The organism is Ectothiorhodospira sp. BSL-9 (assembly GCF_001632845.1).
Taxonomy (GTDB): Bacteria; Pseudomonadota; Gammaproteobacteria; order Ectothiorhodospirales; family Ectothiorhodospiraceae; genus Ectothiorhodospira.
On sequence record NZ_CP011994.1, the window covers coordinates 1,520,782 to 1,536,913 of the forward strand.

Genomic DNA, 16,132 nt, shown 5'->3' on the forward strand with positions numbered 1-16,132 from the left:
CCCTCCGTGGCGATAACCTGTCGATAGCTTGAACTGATTCACATTTTCAATGATTGGGGTTGTCACTTTTCCAGGATTGTGGAAAATGCCTTGTGTCGCCATTGAAGGCAGTCAGGGATGAAAGGCAGTCAATCACGGAAGGCCCATTGGATGGATCGTTGCCGCGCGACACCGGGCCCCGCCACATGGACTGTGGCGGGGCTTTCTGTTTTGGGGCAGCGATACCCAAGAATCCGGGTGTCTGTTCCTTGCCCTGACTTACCCCACTCCTCAGTGGGGCTGATCTGATCGCAGAGCCTTCACCTCGTCCAGGGGCAGGCCCGTGGTCTGGGCGATCTGATGGTCATCGAGTAGGCCTAGCGCAAGCAGGTTGATCGCCGTTTCACGGGCATTTTCCTGCCGACCCCTCTGCAAGCCAATCTGCTCGCCTTTCTGCAAGCCGATTTCCTCGCCCTTCTGCAAACCAACCGCCTCGCCCTTCTGTCGCTCCTTTTCCGCCCAGTTCTGAAGATTCTCCGCCAGCATCGCATTGTCCTCCACCAAACTGTTGACCTGTTCCAGTGCCTTCTCTGCCTCGGTACCCAGCCGCTTGAGGTGACGCTTTAGCCAGCGGGTAATCACCTCGTCCAGGCGCGCCTTCTCCGGGTGTGCCCGGATGCGCGCCGCCAGGCGCTGCACGGCCTCCTGCAAGGCATCCACATCCTTTGACGCCTTCTCCACCTCGAAAATCCCACTCAGCGGCGTGTCCCGCTCCGCCAGTTCTTCCTCGCTGAAGGCCGATTCGTTCACCAGATAGTAGCGCAGGTGGGGTTGATACACTCGCATGAAACCCGGGGGTTCCGGTCGGATCATCCGATAGATGTCCTCCCGCGCCGTCCACCGCTTCGAGCCGTTGTACAGCACCACCGGGAAAAAGGATCAAGAGTGCCTGTCTCTTGTGTGCGCTTTCAGCGCGTGTTTACGGAACGCGAACCCCCGCGTAAACTTTCCAGTATGCTTGAGGTCGTCTACAAGAAGGCTGCAGTTAAGGGTCTGGCGAAGATGCCCAAGCCGCAGCGAACGAAAATGGAAGCTGAAATACGCGCCGTAGCGGCGGCTCCGACTGACTATTTGGGCGACTGGAAGCCACTGACCCAGCGCGCGACAAGCCCCGCCGTTCAGGGCGGGGAAGGATAGCGCGGACGGCGTAGCCGTCCTTGGGTTTCAGTGAGGTGTCTGCTGCTGCTCGATGTACTGGCGCACGATGGAGATCGGCGCGCCGCCGCAGGAGGATGCGAAGTAGGACGGCGACCACAGCACGCCTTTCCAGTAGCGTTTCTCGATGTCCGGGCGCTCCTTGCGAAGCAGACGGCTGGAGACGCCCTTGAGGCTGTTCACGAGGTTCGAGACGGCCACCTTGGGCGGATACTCCACCAGCAGATGCACATGATCGTCCTCGCCGTCCATCTCGATCAGTTGTGCCTCGAAGTCGGTGCAGACCTTGGCGAAGATCGTGCGCAGCCGGTGGATGGTGTCGGCATCGAAGACCCTGCGGCGATATTTCGCCACAAAGACCAAATGGACGTGCATCTTGAAAACGCAATGCCGACCGTGTCGAATATCATTGTCGTTGCTCATAGGCCAAACTATAATCTCTGCATGCAACAACTCCAAGCCTTCAAGTTTGCGCTACGCCCCGACGGCCAGCAGGAACGGCAAATGCGCCGTTTCGCTGGCTCGTGCCGGTTCGTGTTCAACAAGGCGTTGGCGTTGCATAAGGAGCGTTACGAGCAAGGCGAGAAGAAGCTTGGCTATGCCGGACTGTGCAAGCTGCTCACCGAGTGGCGCAAAGGGCCGGAAACGCCGTGGCTGGCCGATGCGCCGACGCACCCGCTTCAACAGACGCTCAAGGACCTGGAGAGCGCCTACGCCAATTTCTTCGCCAAGCGTGCGGACTTCCCGCGCTTCAAGAAGAAAGGCCAGTCCGACAGCTTCCGCTACCCCGATCCGAAACAGATCAAACTCGACCAGGGCAACAACCGTATTTTCCTGCCCAAGCTGGGATGGGTTCGTTACCGCAACAGCCGCAAGGTGGTAGGGGATGTGCGCAACGTCACCGTCTCGCTCTCGGGCGGGCGCTGGCATGTATCCATCCAGACCCGGCGCGAGGTCGAACAGCCTCGCCACCCTGCCAGCAGCGTGGTCGGCATGGACCTTGGCGTGGCCAGCTTCGCCGCCCTCTCCACCGGAGAGATCATGGTTCCGGCCCATGCCTTCAAAAAACGCCAACGGCAACTGGCCCGTGCCCAGCGGGACATGAGCCGCAAGGTCAAGTTCAGCAACAACTGGAAGCGTGCAAAAGCCCGCGTCCAGCGACTTCACACCCGTATCGGCCATACCCGCCGCGACTTCCTGCACAAGACCTCCCTCGCGATCAGCCAAAACCACGCGGTCGTGGTGATCGAGGACTTGCAGGTTCGGAATATGTCCAAGTCGGCAGCGGGGACGGTCGATGCACCGGGGAGAAATGTCCGCGCCAAGTCGGGCCTGAACCGATCCATCAGCGATCAGGGCTGGTTCGAGTTTCGACGCCAGCTTGAGTACAAGCAGGCATGGCGCGGCGGGATGGTGATTGCGGTGCCGCCCCACAACACCAGCCGGAAGTGTCCGGCGTGTGGCCATGTGGACAAGGCCAACCGCAAGACCCAGGCCCGTTTCGAGTGTGTGGCCTGCGGTCACACGGCGCATGCCGATGTGAACGCAGCCATCAACATACTGGCGGCAGGGCATGCCGTCATGGCCTGTGGAGGGGATGTAAGACCGGATCGACACGTCAGTGTAGACCCGGCAGCTCCGGCGAAGCAGGAACCCACCGAAGCGACTCAAATCGCATCAGCGAACTGAGCGCCGTAGGAATCTCCGGCCTTCAGGCCGGGGAGGATGTCAACGGTTCACCTTACTGCCGGCTGCGAGTTGGGCAGTACCGGGCCATTTGCCAAGTGAACGACCGGGAACTGGTACTGTTGGTGATCGATATTGGTCCTCGAGGAGGGATCTACAAATGAGTTTTCAAGCGCAGATCATCGAGCGAGACGGAAAGCCGGAATACGCGGTGGTGCCAATCGATCAGTATCGCCGCTTGCTGGCATTGGCCGAGGGCATGGAAGACGTGCGCGCCGCAGACGAGGCCATGCGTGAATTGGAGGAGGGCCGGGACGAGTTGGTGCCCGCTGAGATTGTCAGCCGCCTAGTGAACGGTGATGTGCATCCGCTGCGTGTGTGGCGTGAGCATCGTGGGTTGTCCCAGGCGGCGCTGGCCGAGCAGGCGGGAATCGGGAAGTCCTACCTGTCGCAGATCGAGGCGGGCAAGAGGATAGGGTCGGCGAAGGTCTTACGGGCGCTGGCCCGTGCCTTGGTGGTGGATGTGGAGGACCTGTTGCCTTCTGCGACTTCCGGCGAAGGTGAGATGTAGGGGAGCAAGCCTGAGAAAGCAAGTCAGGCAAGCAAGCAAGCAATGGGACATGCACTCCTGACAGCGAGGGATATTCCGTGCCCACCACTGCTGGTCCAGCGGTATCTGGCGGGAGGCAAGCAGGAAAGCCATGAGCTGGCCAGGTGGCGGAGTTCGCCCAGTGCTACCGGCAACGGCTGGCCAGCCTGAGCTGGTTCATGAAATGTTTGAATGAGCCCATCGCCCGGCAGGCCAATCAGGAGGACGGCTGCACGGGGCACTTCTGGGAGGCCCGCTTCAAGTCTCAGGCCCTGCGCACCGAAGCCGCCCTGCTCAGTTGCATGGCCTACGCGGATCTCAACCCGGTGCGGGCCGGGATGGCGGCCACGCCGGAGACTTCGGAACACACCAGCATCAAGGAACGCATAGCGCCCCGGTTCGACCTGGCCCAGGCAGTGCGCGAGCAGATGAAGCTGGACGCCTTACTGCGGTTCGATGTGCCGGGAGGGGTAGGGCGCCCGCGGGAGCGGCACTGGGCCGCGAAGGACTGGGAGGTGACACCGCGCCAGCGGGTGGCTCTATCGGCGATCGGTCTGGGGTGAGTGCCTGTCCCTTACCCCCGGCAAGTTACCCTGACTTACCCCACTCCTCAGTGGGGCTGATCTGATCGCAGAGCCTTCACCTCATCCAGGGATAGGCCCGTAGTCTCGGCGATCTGCTCGTCGTCAAGCAGGCCCAGCTTGAACAGGTTAATGGCAGCCAGACGCTGGCCTTTCTGTAAGCCGATTTGCTCGCCCTTCTGCAAGCCGATCACCTCGCCCTTCTGCCGTTCCTTCTCCGCCCAGTTCTGAAGATTTTCCGCCAGCATCGCATTGTCCTCCACCAAACTGTTGACCTGTTCCAGCGCCTTCTCTGCCTCGGTGCCCAGCCGTCTGAGGTGACGTTTGAGCCAGCGGGTGATCACCTCGTCCAGACGGGCCTTCTCCGGGTGCGCCCGGATACGTTCTGCCAGGCGCTTCACCGCAGTCTGTAGCGCATCCACATCCTTGGACGCCTTCTCCACCTCGAAAATCCCGCTCAGCGGCGTGTCCCGCTCCGCCAGTTCTTCCTCGCTGAAGGCCGATTCGTTCACCAGATAGTAGCGCAGGTGGGGCTGATACACTCGCATGAAACCCGGGGGTTCCGGTCGGATCATCCGATAGATGTCCTCCCGCGCCGTCCACCGCTTCGAGCCGTTGTACAGCACCACCGGGAAGATGGGCGGCATACCCTTGCGCGCCGTTGTGACATGGGTCTTGATCAGATGATCGTAGAAGCAGGCCACATAGTGCAACATCCGGATCGGCAGGCGGTGGTCCACCGTGGACTGAAACTCCAGCAGCAGATACACGAACACCCGCTGCGTGGTGCCATCCCATTTCACCTCCACCGACCAGACCTTATCCTCGAACTTCTCGCCAAACAGCGGGGTGATGTAGCTCCCGCTGTGATCCGTGAGGGTGGCAAAGTCCATCATGGCTGCCACCTCCGGCGGCGCAAAGCCCTCGATGAGCTGGCGGACCAACTCCGGGTAGCTGAACAGTTCCTTGTAGCCCGTGTCGTGATGGTTGCTCATGCGGCGTTCTGGAGAAGATCGAACCACAGTGTGCCATATTCGCCCCCCGATTGGCCGGTCTATTCCCCTGCGGTAACCTGTCCACATACCAGCCACGGATCTGGCCGGACACCTCTGGAGGGAAACATGCCGCGCCCCCGCTGCGAACAGATTTCGCTCGCCGATACGCCCTACTACCACATCATCTCGCGTTGCGTGCGGCGCACCTTCCTCTGCGGGCAGGATCACGTCACCGGCAAAAGCTTTGAACACCGGCGGCAGTGGATCGAAGATCGTATACGGCTGCTGGCCTCCCTGTTCGCCGTGGACATCGCCGCCTATGCGGTCATGTCCAATCACTATCATCTGCTGATCAAGCTGGATCCAGCCCAAGCCGAGTCCTGGTCCGATGACGACGTGCTGCGGCGCTGGACTTGTCTGTTCAAGGGGCCAGTGCTGGTCCAGCGGTATCTGGCGGGAGGCCAGCAGGAAAGCTACGAGCTGGCCCAGGTGACGGAATTCGCCCAGTGCTACCGGCAACGGCTGGCCAGCCTGAGCTGGTTCATGAAATGTTTGAATGAGCCCATCGCCCGGCAGGCCAATCAGGAGGACGGCTGCACGGGGCACTTCTGGGAGGCCCGCTTCAAGTCCCAGGCCCTGTGCACCGAATCCGCCCTGCTCAGTTGCATGGCCTACGTGGATCTCAACCCGGTGCGGGCCGGGATGGCGGCCACGCCGGAGACTTCGGAACACACCAGCATCAAGGAACGCATAGCGCCCCGGTTCCACCTGGCCCAGGCAGTGCGCGAGCAGATGAAGCTGGACGCCTTGCTGCGGTTCGATGTGCCGGTGAAGCCGTTGCTGCCGTTTGAAGGTGCGTTCGCAGACCGGGAGCAGCCCGGCATCCCGTTTGCGTTCGAGGATTATCTGTCCCTGGTGGACTACACGGGTCGGGCCATCGACCCGAGGAAGAAGGGCGCCATTGCCGGCACCCAGCCCCCGATACTGCAGCGGCTGGGACTCACCCCGGATCAGTGGCTGGCTCAGAGTACGCAATTTGAGGCTCTGTACCGGCCGCAGCGGCGACGATCAGCGGCCTGAAGGTCTCTCCTCCTTTATTGGTTTTCCCGTGCTGCGGTCATATGCCGAGGATGGTCTGCGCCTGCCGTGCGTATGTCGGGAGCGGATATCGGGGGTAAATCAGCGGCTGACGGTAGTTTCGGGCTCGGGATATGGAGAACTGCGGGAAAGGGGTGTTGGGCCTATCGGTATTACGCGAATAGCCGAGTAAAAGGATCAAGAGTGCCTGTCCTTTGTTGTTGCCAAGACCGGTGACCGAGGTGGTCTGCCCGTCCAGGGCCGCCGCCGTCGCTGTCAGCAGCGCGTTGAAGCGGGTGCGGTGAATGGATTGACAAGCAACCCCCAAGTTTGCGTGAATCAGGTCCGTGGCATGCATCGGTTTGTTTCGTGCTTCTTTTTCGGCTTCGTAACCCTAAAGAATCACGATCTTGCCGGTGCATGTCCACCCCTGTCTCCTCTTATCCTACTGTTTCACAAGGAATTCTGCCCGCTAAAACGTGGGGATACGCCAGGGTCTGATGACGACGTGCTGCGCGCTCCCGCACCTGGAAAAGGCTCCACCGCGCCGTTACGCTACCCGTGAACGCACCGAATACGCCTTCGCCGACCTGCGTCGGTCCCTGGCCCGACGCCTCAACTATGAGGGCTTTGGTATCCGTTGCCCGGATTCGCCCAAACCCCCACAAAATACCCTGATCGCGCGGCTACTGGAACTCGCAGCGTGACGGGATCTCGGAAACTTTAGTGGAGTAACATGTTTTGATGCAGAACCCTATGAATCTTGAAGCCGCTATAGCCCGCTGGAGTGAGCAACTGGGCCCTGATCGGGTGTTAACCGACCCCAATCTCCTCACTCCCTTTCACTACAGCACCATAGCCGCCAAGCGGCGCATTCCGGCCGTATTGCGACCGAGCACGACCGAGGAGATTGTGGCTCTGGTTAAAATTGCCGCTGAGCATTCTACTCCGCTTTACCCGATCAGCACCGGTCACAACTGGGGTTATGGGAGCGCCAACCCGGTCGTCAATGACTGTGTGATCGTCGATCTCTCGGACATGACTGCCATCGATGCCAGCAATATCGAACTGGGTATCATCACCGTAGAACCGGGTGTTACCCAAGGCATGCTGCGGGCATTTCTCGATGAGCGTGGACTACCATTTTTGGTCCCGGTACACGGTGGTGGACCAAGCTGTAGTTTAGTCGGCAACGCCATAGAGCGAGGCTATGGTATCACTCCCTATGCAGACCATTTTGCCGCGGTAATGGGCCTTGAGGCTGTCTTGCCAAACGGTGAATGCTACCACTCCGCCCTTAGCGATCTCGGGGCTCCCAAGGTTGATCGTATCTTCAAATGGGGTATCGGCCCCTATCTCGACGGCGTGTTTACCCAAAGCAATTTCGGCATCGTCACCCGCATGAGCATCGCCCTAGCACCTGTACCGGAACGAGTTGAGACCTTTTTCTTTGGGGTGCGCTCCCACGAGGAATTCTCCGAAGCCGTGGCCGCAATTCGGCAAGTGCTGCGGGCTGTTGGTAACGTTACCGGATCCGTTAATCTCATGAATGCGCGGCGCGTGCTATCAATGATGGAGCAATACCCTGCCGACAAAGTCGGACCACAAGGCATAGTGCCGACGGAGACCATCGCAGCAATGGCCCGCAGGGCGCGAGTCATGCCATGGACGGGGATTGGTGCCATGTATGGAACCTCAAAGGTGGTCAAGGCCGCACGCTCGGCCATTCGTCATTCGTTAAAGGGCGTCGCGCGCCGTCTAGTGTTTGTAAGCCCCGCGCGGGTTCAACAGGGACGTCGCCTATTAGAGTTTTTGCCACGTAACGGCGGGCAGCGACTATGGACCTATGTAAGCACCCTGGATAAAAGCCTCCAACTTATTGCTGGCTCACCTAGCGAGATTGCTTTACCTTTGGCATATTGGAAATCGGGCGCTAAACCGGCGCCGAGAAGCGGTCAGCAATTTAACCCAGCGGCAGACGGATGTGGGCTGATCTGGTACACGCCGCTAGTACCCATGAGCCCGCATTGCGTCCTCAAGTACGTTGAGGAGGTAGAACGCGTTTGTGCTGAGCACGGTATCGAGCCATTGATAACTCTGACCAGTCTATCCGACCGCTGCTTCGACAGCACTGTACCGTTGCTGTTCGATCGGGATGACCCTGAAGCTGCGGAACGCGCCAACGCGTGTTACGCAGCCCTGTTAAGTTCAGGGCAAGCCTTGGGGTGCGTTCCATATCGCGCAGGAATCAATTCAATGCACCTGTATACAGGCATTGACTCAGCGCATTGGCGGCTAGTGAAACAGCTTAAAACAGCGATTGACCCAAATAATATCATGGCACCGGGAAGGTACTGCCCACTCGATTGACGTCGCATTGGGAGAGCGATCCTCGGCATGCTAACAGCCTGAGTCCGTGGCAAGGTCGTCTGCCGGCCGGAAATTCGCCCCGGGAGCTGACTATTCACCACGCTGGACACAACGGTCTGCGTATTCCGGAGCAAGGTTGCCACTGATTCCACGGCAAGGCTGCCACCCAGGCAGAGGCGCTGAGTGGACTCATCGAAGTGTCCAGACGCGGGATAACTTACCGGTAGGCTGGTCCTTTCCATCCGGGGAAGGTTCGATGCCAGCGAAGAGGTTATCCATGCGCGGAAGATCAAAGAAGTCCTACGCCTCAAATGGGAGCGAGGGCTGAGCAACCGCCAGGTTGCATTGGCCTGCGGTATCAGTCGTCCCACCGTGAGGGAGTATCTTCGGCGTTTTGCCGAGGCGGGTTTGAGTTGGCCATTGCCAGAGGATCTGGGCGAAAGTCGCCTGGAGCAGTTGTTATTTCCGCCCCCGCCAGACCTGCCAGCCCATGCCCGGGTCGTACCGGACTGGCATCGGGTCAAAGAGGAGTTGAGGGGCAAGCACGTCACCCTTTTCCTGATCTGGCAGGAGTACCGGGAAGCCCACCCGGAGGGGTATCAGTACAGCTGGTTTTGCGAGAACTATCGGGCCTGGCAGGGCAAGCTGGACATGGTGATGCGCCAGGACCACCGGGCTGGAGAGAAGCTGTTTGTGGACTATGCCGGCCAGTCAGCGCCGTCCCGCCACCTAAGAACCGTGCGTGTGAAGGTGTCGCCTTTCTTGACATGAGCCGAGGATCCACTAGTTGTGAGCCTCATTGTAAGCCTTTTAAGTTATTGAAAATAATATGAAATAATAATTCGGCACGGATAATGCTTTGTTAAGGCTGGCAAGCAGTATGACGTACCTTTCGTATACCCCGAGGAGATCAGTGATGAAAAACTTGAAATGTGGCCTAGTCGTTGCCGCCTTAGCCGGTGCGCTAGCCCTCCCGATCAATGCGAGCGCTAGCTTTTTATCTTATACCCTTAACCCTTACGGCGACGGCAACTCAGACAATGAGGTGGCCGTGGGCGAATGGTTGGATTTTACGGGCGCCCTTTATGCTGAGAACACGTTCACAGGCGCCACTACTTTTGACGTCACCCAATATGGGTACGCAGATATAATCGGCCGCGATGGGGGCAATCTCACAATATTTAACGAAGACAACGCCAACCTTTTCGGGCGATATCGGGCATCAGGCTCGGGCGATACTGACACAGGGAGTGTCTCAATAAACGATGGTTTCATCGAGCTATATTCCGGTGGGTTTGGAGGTACGCTAATCGCGAGTTTTGATGTTTTTGGTGGTGGAACGCAAGCACTTGATCTTTCCGGTGCGCCTGATGGTGCCGCTGGACTAAATGCAATAGCGACATTCTTTGAACCGGGATTTTTCTTTCGCGACAACGACGGTACAGACCTAGCGGATTTGATTCTCGCAGAGGAGTTCGTGTTCGGGTTTTCCACCAGCGATGTTTCTCAAACGACCAGTCTAACCGCAATCGCGACTCAGCGAGACATACTTGAACTTGCTTTTCCCACTGAGTTTGGCGGATTCGCTACTGGAAACGATGAAGACGATCAAGGCCGCTTAACCAATCTGTACGCCGGAGCATCGGGCCAGGTTCGTCTCGCCCAAGAGGTGCCTGAGCCGGCCTCCTTGGCCTTGGCCGGGATAGGCTTACTGGCACTCGGTGCCGCGATGCGCAGACGCAAAAGTTCCATCTAAGGTGAGTTAACCGATGGCCCAACAAGCCGGCCTTAAGGTCGGCTTGTTCTTTACGTGCGCCAGGCATGGCGCGCAGCGCCTGACTGGCGCTGTTCCCGAGGGTGGTGCCTCGGGATGACTTGGTGGTGAAAGTCACATGCACGCCCGGCAAGGGGAAGTGCTAGCCCTGCCCTTTACCCATAAGTCGCGCAGACCAATTGCTTTTGCCGACCATGATCATGCGATTCCATCCCGCAAGGCATAGGCAGAGCTTATGCCGGTGAGCTTGATGTAGCCATGCCAGATCAGTTGGTGGTACCTGTCCGGTAGCCCCCGTATTTCATAGCCCGCCCTAGTACTACAGCCGTAACTGGCAGCGGTGATCATTCATCAGGCGACAGCCAGGCCATCTGCTGCCGACAGTGGCACTGCCAAGCCCGATATTGATGTCGTCGTCGCCAATCTGACCAATGAAGTACGTGCGACAACTTGTGCTGCCCATGCCAAATCCATTTCCCTATAAGCCGTTTGAGTTCGGGGAGTGTCCATTAAATCCTGTCGGCAGCGTTTTTTTTGCTGGTGGGTCGCCTGCCTAATCGCCACCAGCAGAGAATGCGCCAGCAGTGACAAGGTGATATGACGATACCAGCTCCCCCAGCGTCTCACCTCGTACTCATCCAAGCCGCACTCGCTCTTGGCCGTCTGAAAACCCTGCTCGATTTTCCAGTGCTGACCTGCGAGCCACACCAGTGTCTCGATAGACGCCCAGTCCTTAGGAGCATGGACCACGTAATAGGCCAATTCACCCGGTTTCGAGAGGCTTCGCCGGATCAGAAGATAGGTACGCGTCCGGTAGGGCACGTATCCCCTGGTCCAGCACACGCTCCAGCATCCTGCGAGCAAGCTCCGGCTTGCTGGCAAAGTCGACATCATCGGGGATCCCAGCACGCCGACAACGTTCTCGATCCTGTGTCCAGGACTTGGGCAAGTAGAGGGCGCGATCCAGAAAAGCATGCCCTGCCGGACTGGCGTAGAGGAGAAAGACCCCGATCTGACTGTTCTCGATACGACCGGCGGTGCCACTATACTGACGTTGCACACCAGCAGAATGCTGCCCTTTCTTGATGAAGCCGGTCTCGTCCAGGACCAGAACACCTTCAGGGGAGCCCAGTGTATCGATGACCCACTGGCGGAGGACATCACGCGCCGCATCCGCATCCCAGCGGGCACGATCCAACAGATACTGCACCCCATCTGGGGATTTGTCTCCGAGCCATTCGGCGAGGTGCCAGCCATTTTTTCGTTCGCAATGACTGAGCAAGCCCTGAACATAAAATAGTGCACGATCGCGCGTTTCCGAGCGGGGAAAGAGCGGACCTAAACGCTCCGCCAGGCCATTGAACAATGCTGAGACAGAAAGATCCTGTGGTTGCATTCTTCACCTTGTGATCGCTAAAAAATCAATCACATACAGTATAGCTCACCCAATTACGGCTGTAGTGCTAGTGGGAAATCGGTCGTTGCTGTGCTCCATTTCGATCTGCTGAAGGATATCTTGCCGGGCCTGCTCACCATTGAAGTAACGCGGCCCGGCCAGCAGCTCGATCTTGAGTGAGTTGATGGGGCGCTCCATGACAGAGTTGTCCCGGCATTTACCTTTTCGATTTGTCAATCCAACTGCTCGTCGACAACCGATAATAAGTCCCTGATCTCGGGCTTGAGTTTCTTCAAGTTGTCTTTCAGCAGGCAGTAATAGGGACCGCGCAAGCCATGGTAATTGATAACGTCGCCAGCTTTCCTGTATTCGATGCCGAAATATTTCATATGCCGCGCAAGTCTAGGCTCCATCATCACTACTGCTATGTCTAGGCCTCGTCTTAGGCTCATAGCCCCGGCTGCCAAATACAGGCCGAGAGCGATGTGCGGGAAGACGCGGCGCTCGGAGAGTGTCATAACTATAGACTCTTCGGTGACCCCGTGAGCGGTCTCGGCTTCATTCGGTCGCCGCCTGAATCGTCCCGCGACAGCAAGGCGTGATACCTCTGCAAAAGTGCTGCGGTCAAGCTTGCTTAGGTCGATAGCGGTCTTGTCTAAGCTATCGCTGCAATGCTGTTCCAAGGGCAACTGTGGGCCTTCAATGCCGGGCCTGTTCAGCACCACGCGTACGCAGCCAGCAAAAACGCCCGAGGGGCGGTGCCTCAATAGGCAATGCAACGAATGCGCGTCGAACTCATCAATTTCCCGGCCATCTGGATAATCAGCTTCATTTTCAAAGTGTAGTTCGTGGCAGTAAACCTGGTACCTGATGCGGTATACAATATTGCGCAGCTCATCTGTGTTAGCGGGAACGATCTCAAAGAATTGATTAAAGGCGTGTGCAAGGGAAGGCTCTGTTTCAGTCATCGCTAATTTCTCGATCGCCACTCGGGCATCGGTGTCTTTGGAGCGGCCTGCCGGATAGGTGAGGCATCGAAGAATCCAGATTCATCGTTTTTATGGTTATAGCATACTCCCGAGTCGCTGACGAGTTTTACTCGGTGCCCCGGGATGCTATCGAGCCGGTGCATCCTTAGTGAAAGTGGCTTGGCAGGTGGGCGAAGACCAAGCGGCTATCGGCTCACCCCTGTGAGGTATCTACCAAGCCGTCTTGTCAGGCCCTGGGCCTATCCTCGTGGCATCGGGTTGAACGCCTGACTCCAGGAGTATACTGCAATCGCCCCAAGGGCCAGAGTGGGCTCTATATGTTCACTGTCTATCTCGAAGTCTCGTTTTGTGACCTGATACCCGATTTGGAGTGGCCGACATGCTTAAATCCTTTGGCGGCTTATTTTGGTACGGGGATGACAGCATGTATGAATCGCGTTATGAGGTTATCGTCGCAGATACGCGCGAAACGCGGCAGATTCACCACGAAATCCGGTATACGGTCTACTGTTTAGAAAGGGGCTTTGAAAGCGCTCACGCGTTTCCTGATGGTCGGGAGCGTGACCGTTGGGATGACGACGCCACCGCCTTCATCGTCAGGGATCGTGAAACGGGTCAATGGTTGGGCACGATGCGCTTGATTCATCCCTTGCATGGGAACTTGCCGGTTCATCGACTCACGCGGACGACCCACCCGTTTTCCTCCGAACCTCTAGGTAGAAGCGCGGAGCTGTCTCGTATTTGCATCACCGGGCATTATCGTCGAAATCGCCAATTGGACCAAATGAAACCTCATATTCAAGGCTGGGGGGGGCGAGAACTCGATGGCACGGGCGCCGTTGACGGTTGGTCTGTCAAGCACAGAGGTCCATTTTTCAGGTCTACACCAATAGATGATGGCGAGTGTCTTAACAAACAAGGTATGAATTCCATGCCCATGCGAAGACGGGAGCCTGAGGGGCGGTTGCATGTGCTTACGCCGTCTGCTCGATCCGTACTGTTTTTGAAGATGTTACTGGCAGCCTATCAATATAGTCGACGCGACGATATCTCCTATATATATTTCTTGATCAACAGGGCGTTGGCCAGGATGGCTCGGCGGTTTGGTTTCGAGTTTGCCCTGGCTGGTGATCCGTGTGAATATCGCGGTACCCGTTATCCCTACTTGGCCCATTTGGATACCGCTGTCCAGCATGCCGTCGAAACCTCACCGCATTTGGCCCGACTTTTTATGAACGGAGATAAACCTTACCGATTCGCCTCCGAGTCTGGCCAGGCGTACACGGGCTTGGGTATGGCCCTGAGGGGGGCAGAGTGCCAACTCGGTACGAAAGGGTATTCCACCGTGGTCAATCCCTATAGGCAGGAGCAAATCAGTTGCTGAAGGCAGGGTGCAATCCGCCGAAATGATTCTTATCGAGGCAATGACGCTTCTATGTGTCATGAAAGGGGTTGATGTCATGGGCGTGTCGGGGGGTGCTGAATGGCTTGTTTGCTGGAGCGGCCAAAGGGGCCATCGTTTGCGTCCGCTCAGTGTCCCCGATCAAGGTATTCAGGGGCAAGCGCAGGGAGCGTGCAGTGGCCATGGGCCCATAGCCCAGGCGCCCCATGAAAACCCCATGCTCCAGCGACTCCCGTCCCAACTGCTTTTGCAGGTCCCGCGTGAGTCGGATGGTCTCCTGAATGGACGGTTGGTATTGGCTGAAGTCTACCTGATCTCGCACGTAGGCGGCATAAATCAATGGCGTCATCTCCGGCTGTAACTGCAGGCCGCAGCGGGTGGCGGTCAGCCAGAATCGCTGCATCTCCCGCCCACCGGCGATGTAGTCATCGGCACTGGACGGCGGTTGATCGGCCACGATGAGAAAATGGGCCGCGCACCCCAGGGCGGGCAGGACGTCCATCTGCAGCCTGGGAAGCAGCGTGCCCCCCAGGTAGCGACTGGAGATCCAGGCCCGGCGCCAGCTGGACATGACCCAGCGGGTGGTCTTGAGGGTCAGCGGGTGAAGTCCAAGCGCCTCGTCCGGCAGGCGATCATGGCTGAAGCGGGCGTTCCACTGGATAATCTGTTGGTGCATGCGGTAGGCCTCGGGTGTGGCCAGTCGCACATGACCGAAATCGAACAGCAAACGGGCAAGCGCTCTGCGCTGCTTGCCTTCCAGCCAGATCACCCGGTAGCCGGGGCTCAGGGCGGCTTCCAGGTGGCGGCGATGGCGCTCGTTCAGCGGCGTGCGTTTAAGTGGACGGCGTTGCGTGGCCCGGGCTGGCAGGTAGGGGGCCAGTGGATGGGGCTCCTGATTCTTATGTGCCTTGAGTTGGACATCGAAGATCGGGGCGATGTCGGGGCCGTCTTGTCGGCGCTTGATGCGGGCAGTCATCCCTTGTCCAGAGGCGGCAATCTCGATGCTTTCCAGCAGGGCCCCGAGGGACAGCTGGCTGATGTGCCCCTGCAGGTCGTAAAGGGTTTCGGAGCGCTGGTCTTGTCCGCGGACCACCACGTGACGACGACTGGATATCTCGAAACGCCAGGGTTGCTGGTTGGAGCCGCTGGGCGCCCAGCGGGCTTGGTCCAGTATCCTTTCGAGTGTGTCGCTGGGGCTGGATTCCGATTCGGTCGGTGGCCGCACGGTCCCGGCCGATAGACGTCGGTGAATGGCTGCGATGCGTAATTTTTGCCAAGGGTTGCGGTTCCCCCAGGGCAGCCGAGAGCGTTGATAGCTCGGGCCCTCAATGTCGACCCGATGTCGGCAGGGCGCTGGAAGGGCCCGGCCGCGTTGCAGAAGGATATCCATCGCCAGGCTGGCGGTGAGGGTGGCACAGAAGGCGGTGGTCAGCGTGGGTGCTGGGGTTATGGGCGACGTGGGGTGTGGCTCCAACACGCACGGAGGCGGGAACAGCCCGGCCATGTACTGGAGCCATTGTGCTTCCGGCGGCGCGTCGTCGGGGCGGAAGAATTCCTCGAAGCTCATGCTGTTTGTGGTGAACATCATCGCCGCAGCCTTCCTGCCCCAGACCTGAGTGGTCATGGCGGTAATGCCGCATTCGCTGCATAGGGTAAAGGATTGCTGGCGCCTGACCATCGGCGTGTGAGGGGGCAGTGCGTCGATGAACAGATCAACCCCTTCCAGGAATCGGTCTTCTGATGGGGGCGTGTCATCCTCCCGGAACATCTGGATGTCCACGGCAGGATCGATGGCGCGGACCCTGGCGATGACCTCGTCAGGGTCCGTCGATGGGACGCAGGCGGAAGCCTTGTCACCGCGGCTGGGTGGCCCGGTGCGCAGATGAAAACGGTGAATCCCCAGGCGGATCAGCATGAGGAGATGTTCGACCCCCAATGCGTCGAGCCCATCGATGGCCACTTTACGCGTGCCCAGAAAGGCCTGCTCCGCCGGGCTGACCGAGTTGTGAGGTCCGATCACGCTCACCGAGTTGTGCACGTCGCTCATGACAGCTCCCTGAAGTGTGCTCTTCAGGAATA

14 protein-coding genes and 3 pseudogenes are annotated in these 16,132 nt (G+C 58.6%); 9 read left to right on the forward strand and 8 right to left on the reverse strand.

All coding sequences use genetic code 11. The features are described 5' to 3' along the window. Positions 1 to 270: 270 nt before the first annotated feature. Together ECTOBSL9_RS17485 and tnpA are read right to left on the reverse strand one after the other, a co-directional pair. Positions 271 to 852: a hypothetical protein gene (locus ECTOBSL9_RS17485; RefSeq protein WP_063466063.1), complete on the reverse strand. Its 582-nt coding sequence runs from the start codon at positions 850 to 852 to the stop codon at positions 271 to 273. A 351-nt stretch (positions 853 to 1,203) separates the two neighbouring features. Then, positions 1,204 to 1,617 carry an IS200/IS605 family transposase gene (gene tnpA, locus ECTOBSL9_RS07190; protein WP_082829799.1) on the reverse strand — a complete coding sequence of 138 codons (414 nt, stop codon included), beginning with the start codon at positions 1,615 to 1,617 and terminating at the stop codon, positions 1,204 to 1,206. Positions 1,618 to 1,638: 21 nt separating this feature from the next. Here tnpA and ECTOBSL9_RS07195 point away from each other — a divergent pair, with 21 nt between their 5' ends. The 3 genes and pseudogenes from ECTOBSL9_RS07195 to ECTOBSL9_RS17490 form a co-directional block, all read left to right on the forward strand. Beyond that, positions 1,639 to 2,883: an RNA-guided endonuclease TnpB family protein gene (locus ECTOBSL9_RS07195; RefSeq protein WP_063464490.1), complete on the forward strand. Its 1,245-nt coding sequence runs from the start codon at positions 1,639 to 1,641 to the stop codon at positions 2,881 to 2,883. Between the two features lie 157 nt (positions 2,884 to 3,040). Then, positions 3,041 to 3,451, forward strand: coding sequence for a helix-turn-helix domain-containing protein (locus ECTOBSL9_RS07200; RefSeq protein WP_063464491.1), 411 nt, complete (start codon positions 3,041 to 3,043; stop codon positions 3,449 to 3,451). A gap of 140 nt (positions 3,452 to 3,591) precedes the next feature. Further along, positions 3,592 to 3,864, forward strand: a pseudogene (locus tag ECTOBSL9_RS17490) (transposase); the annotation flags it as partial. A gap of 215 nt (positions 3,865 to 4,079) precedes the next feature. On the opposite strand, the gene ECTOBSL9_RS07210 reads toward ECTOBSL9_RS17490, so the two are convergent. Next, entirely contained in the window at positions 4,080 to 5,045 is a 966-nt protein-coding gene (locus tag ECTOBSL9_RS07210) for an Rpn family recombination-promoting nuclease/putative transposase (RefSeq protein WP_063464493.1), read from the reverse strand. A gap of 126 nt (positions 5,046 to 5,171) precedes the next feature. Here ECTOBSL9_RS07210 and ECTOBSL9_RS07215 point away from each other — a divergent pair, with 126 nt between their 5' ends. Further along, positions 5,172 to 6,125, forward strand: coding sequence for a transposase (locus ECTOBSL9_RS07215; RefSeq protein ID WP_063464494.1), 954 nt, complete (start codon positions 5,172 to 5,174; stop codon positions 6,123 to 6,125). Positions 6,126 to 6,162: 37 nt separating this feature from the next. Here ECTOBSL9_RS07215 and ECTOBSL9_RS07220 read toward each other — a convergent pair whose 3' ends face one another. Beyond that, entirely contained in the window at positions 6,163 to 6,480 is a 318-nt protein-coding gene (locus ECTOBSL9_RS07220; RefSeq protein ID WP_063464495.1) for a hypothetical protein, read from the reverse strand. Between the two features lie 142 nt (positions 6,481 to 6,622). Between ECTOBSL9_RS07220 and ECTOBSL9_RS16960 the strand changes: the two genes are divergently transcribed. The 4 genes and pseudogenes from ECTOBSL9_RS16960 to ECTOBSL9_RS07235 all read left to right on the forward strand — a co-directional run bounded on the left by ECTOBSL9_RS16960 (position 6,623) and on the right by ECTOBSL9_RS07235 (position 10,248). Beyond that, entirely contained in the window at positions 6,623 to 6,829 is a 207-nt protein-coding gene (locus ECTOBSL9_RS16960) for a hypothetical protein (protein WP_156500070.1), read from the forward strand. A 37-nt stretch (positions 6,830 to 6,866) separates the two neighbouring features. Further along, the gene (locus ECTOBSL9_RS07225) at positions 6,867 to 8,492 is read left to right on the forward strand and encodes an FAD-binding oxidoreductase (RefSeq protein WP_082829800.1); all 1,626 of its coding nucleotides are present in this window, start codon (positions 6,867 to 6,869) and stop codon (positions 8,490 to 8,492) included. A 256-nt stretch (positions 8,493 to 8,748) separates the two neighbouring features. After that, positions 8,749 to 9,212: pseudogene (locus ECTOBSL9_RS16510) on the forward strand (helix-turn-helix domain-containing protein); the annotation flags it as partial. Between the two features lie 196 nt (positions 9,213 to 9,408). Beyond that, on the forward strand, positions 9,409 to 10,248 hold the full coding sequence (locus ECTOBSL9_RS07235) for a PEP-CTERM sorting domain-containing protein (protein ID WP_063464497.1): 840 nt from the start codon (positions 9,409 to 9,411) through the stop codon (positions 10,246 to 10,248). Between the two features lie 570 nt (positions 10,249 to 10,818). On the opposite strand, the pseudogene ECTOBSL9_RS16515 reads toward ECTOBSL9_RS07235, so the two are convergent. From ECTOBSL9_RS16515 to ECTOBSL9_RS07250, 3 genes and pseudogenes are all read right to left on the reverse strand, one after another. Then, positions 10,819 to 11,662 (reverse strand): annotated as a pseudogene (locus ECTOBSL9_RS16515) (IS701 family transposase); the annotation flags it as partial. A gap of 45 nt (positions 11,663 to 11,707) precedes the next feature. Continuing rightward, positions 11,708 to 11,860 carry a hypothetical protein gene (locus ECTOBSL9_RS16965; protein WP_156500072.1) on the reverse strand — a complete coding sequence of 51 codons (153 nt, stop codon included), beginning with the start codon at positions 11,858 to 11,860 and terminating at the stop codon, positions 11,708 to 11,710. A 35-nt stretch (positions 11,861 to 11,895) separates the two neighbouring features. Further along, the gene (locus ECTOBSL9_RS07250; RefSeq protein ID WP_082829802.1) at positions 11,896 to 12,651 is read right to left on the reverse strand and encodes a PEP-CTERM/exosortase system-associated acyltransferase; all 756 of its coding nucleotides are present in this window, start codon (positions 12,649 to 12,651) and stop codon (positions 11,896 to 11,898) included. Between the two features lie 379 nt (positions 12,652 to 13,030). On the opposite strand from ECTOBSL9_RS07250, the gene ECTOBSL9_RS16520 reads away from it, so the two are divergent. Continuing rightward, a complete protein-coding gene (locus ECTOBSL9_RS16520) occupies positions 13,031 to 14,035 on the forward strand; it encodes a GNAT family N-acyltransferase (RefSeq protein WP_156500073.1) in 1,005 nt (334 codons plus the stop codon). 49 nt (positions 14,036 to 14,084) lie between these two features. Here ECTOBSL9_RS16520 and ECTOBSL9_RS07260 read toward each other — a convergent pair whose 3' ends face one another. Continuing rightward, positions 14,085 to 16,100, reverse strand: a complete 2,016-nt coding sequence (locus tag ECTOBSL9_RS07260; RefSeq protein WP_063464501.1) for a nitroreductase family protein — start codon at positions 16,098 to 16,100, stop codon at positions 14,085 to 14,087. Positions 16,101 to 16,132 lie beyond the last annotated feature (32 nt).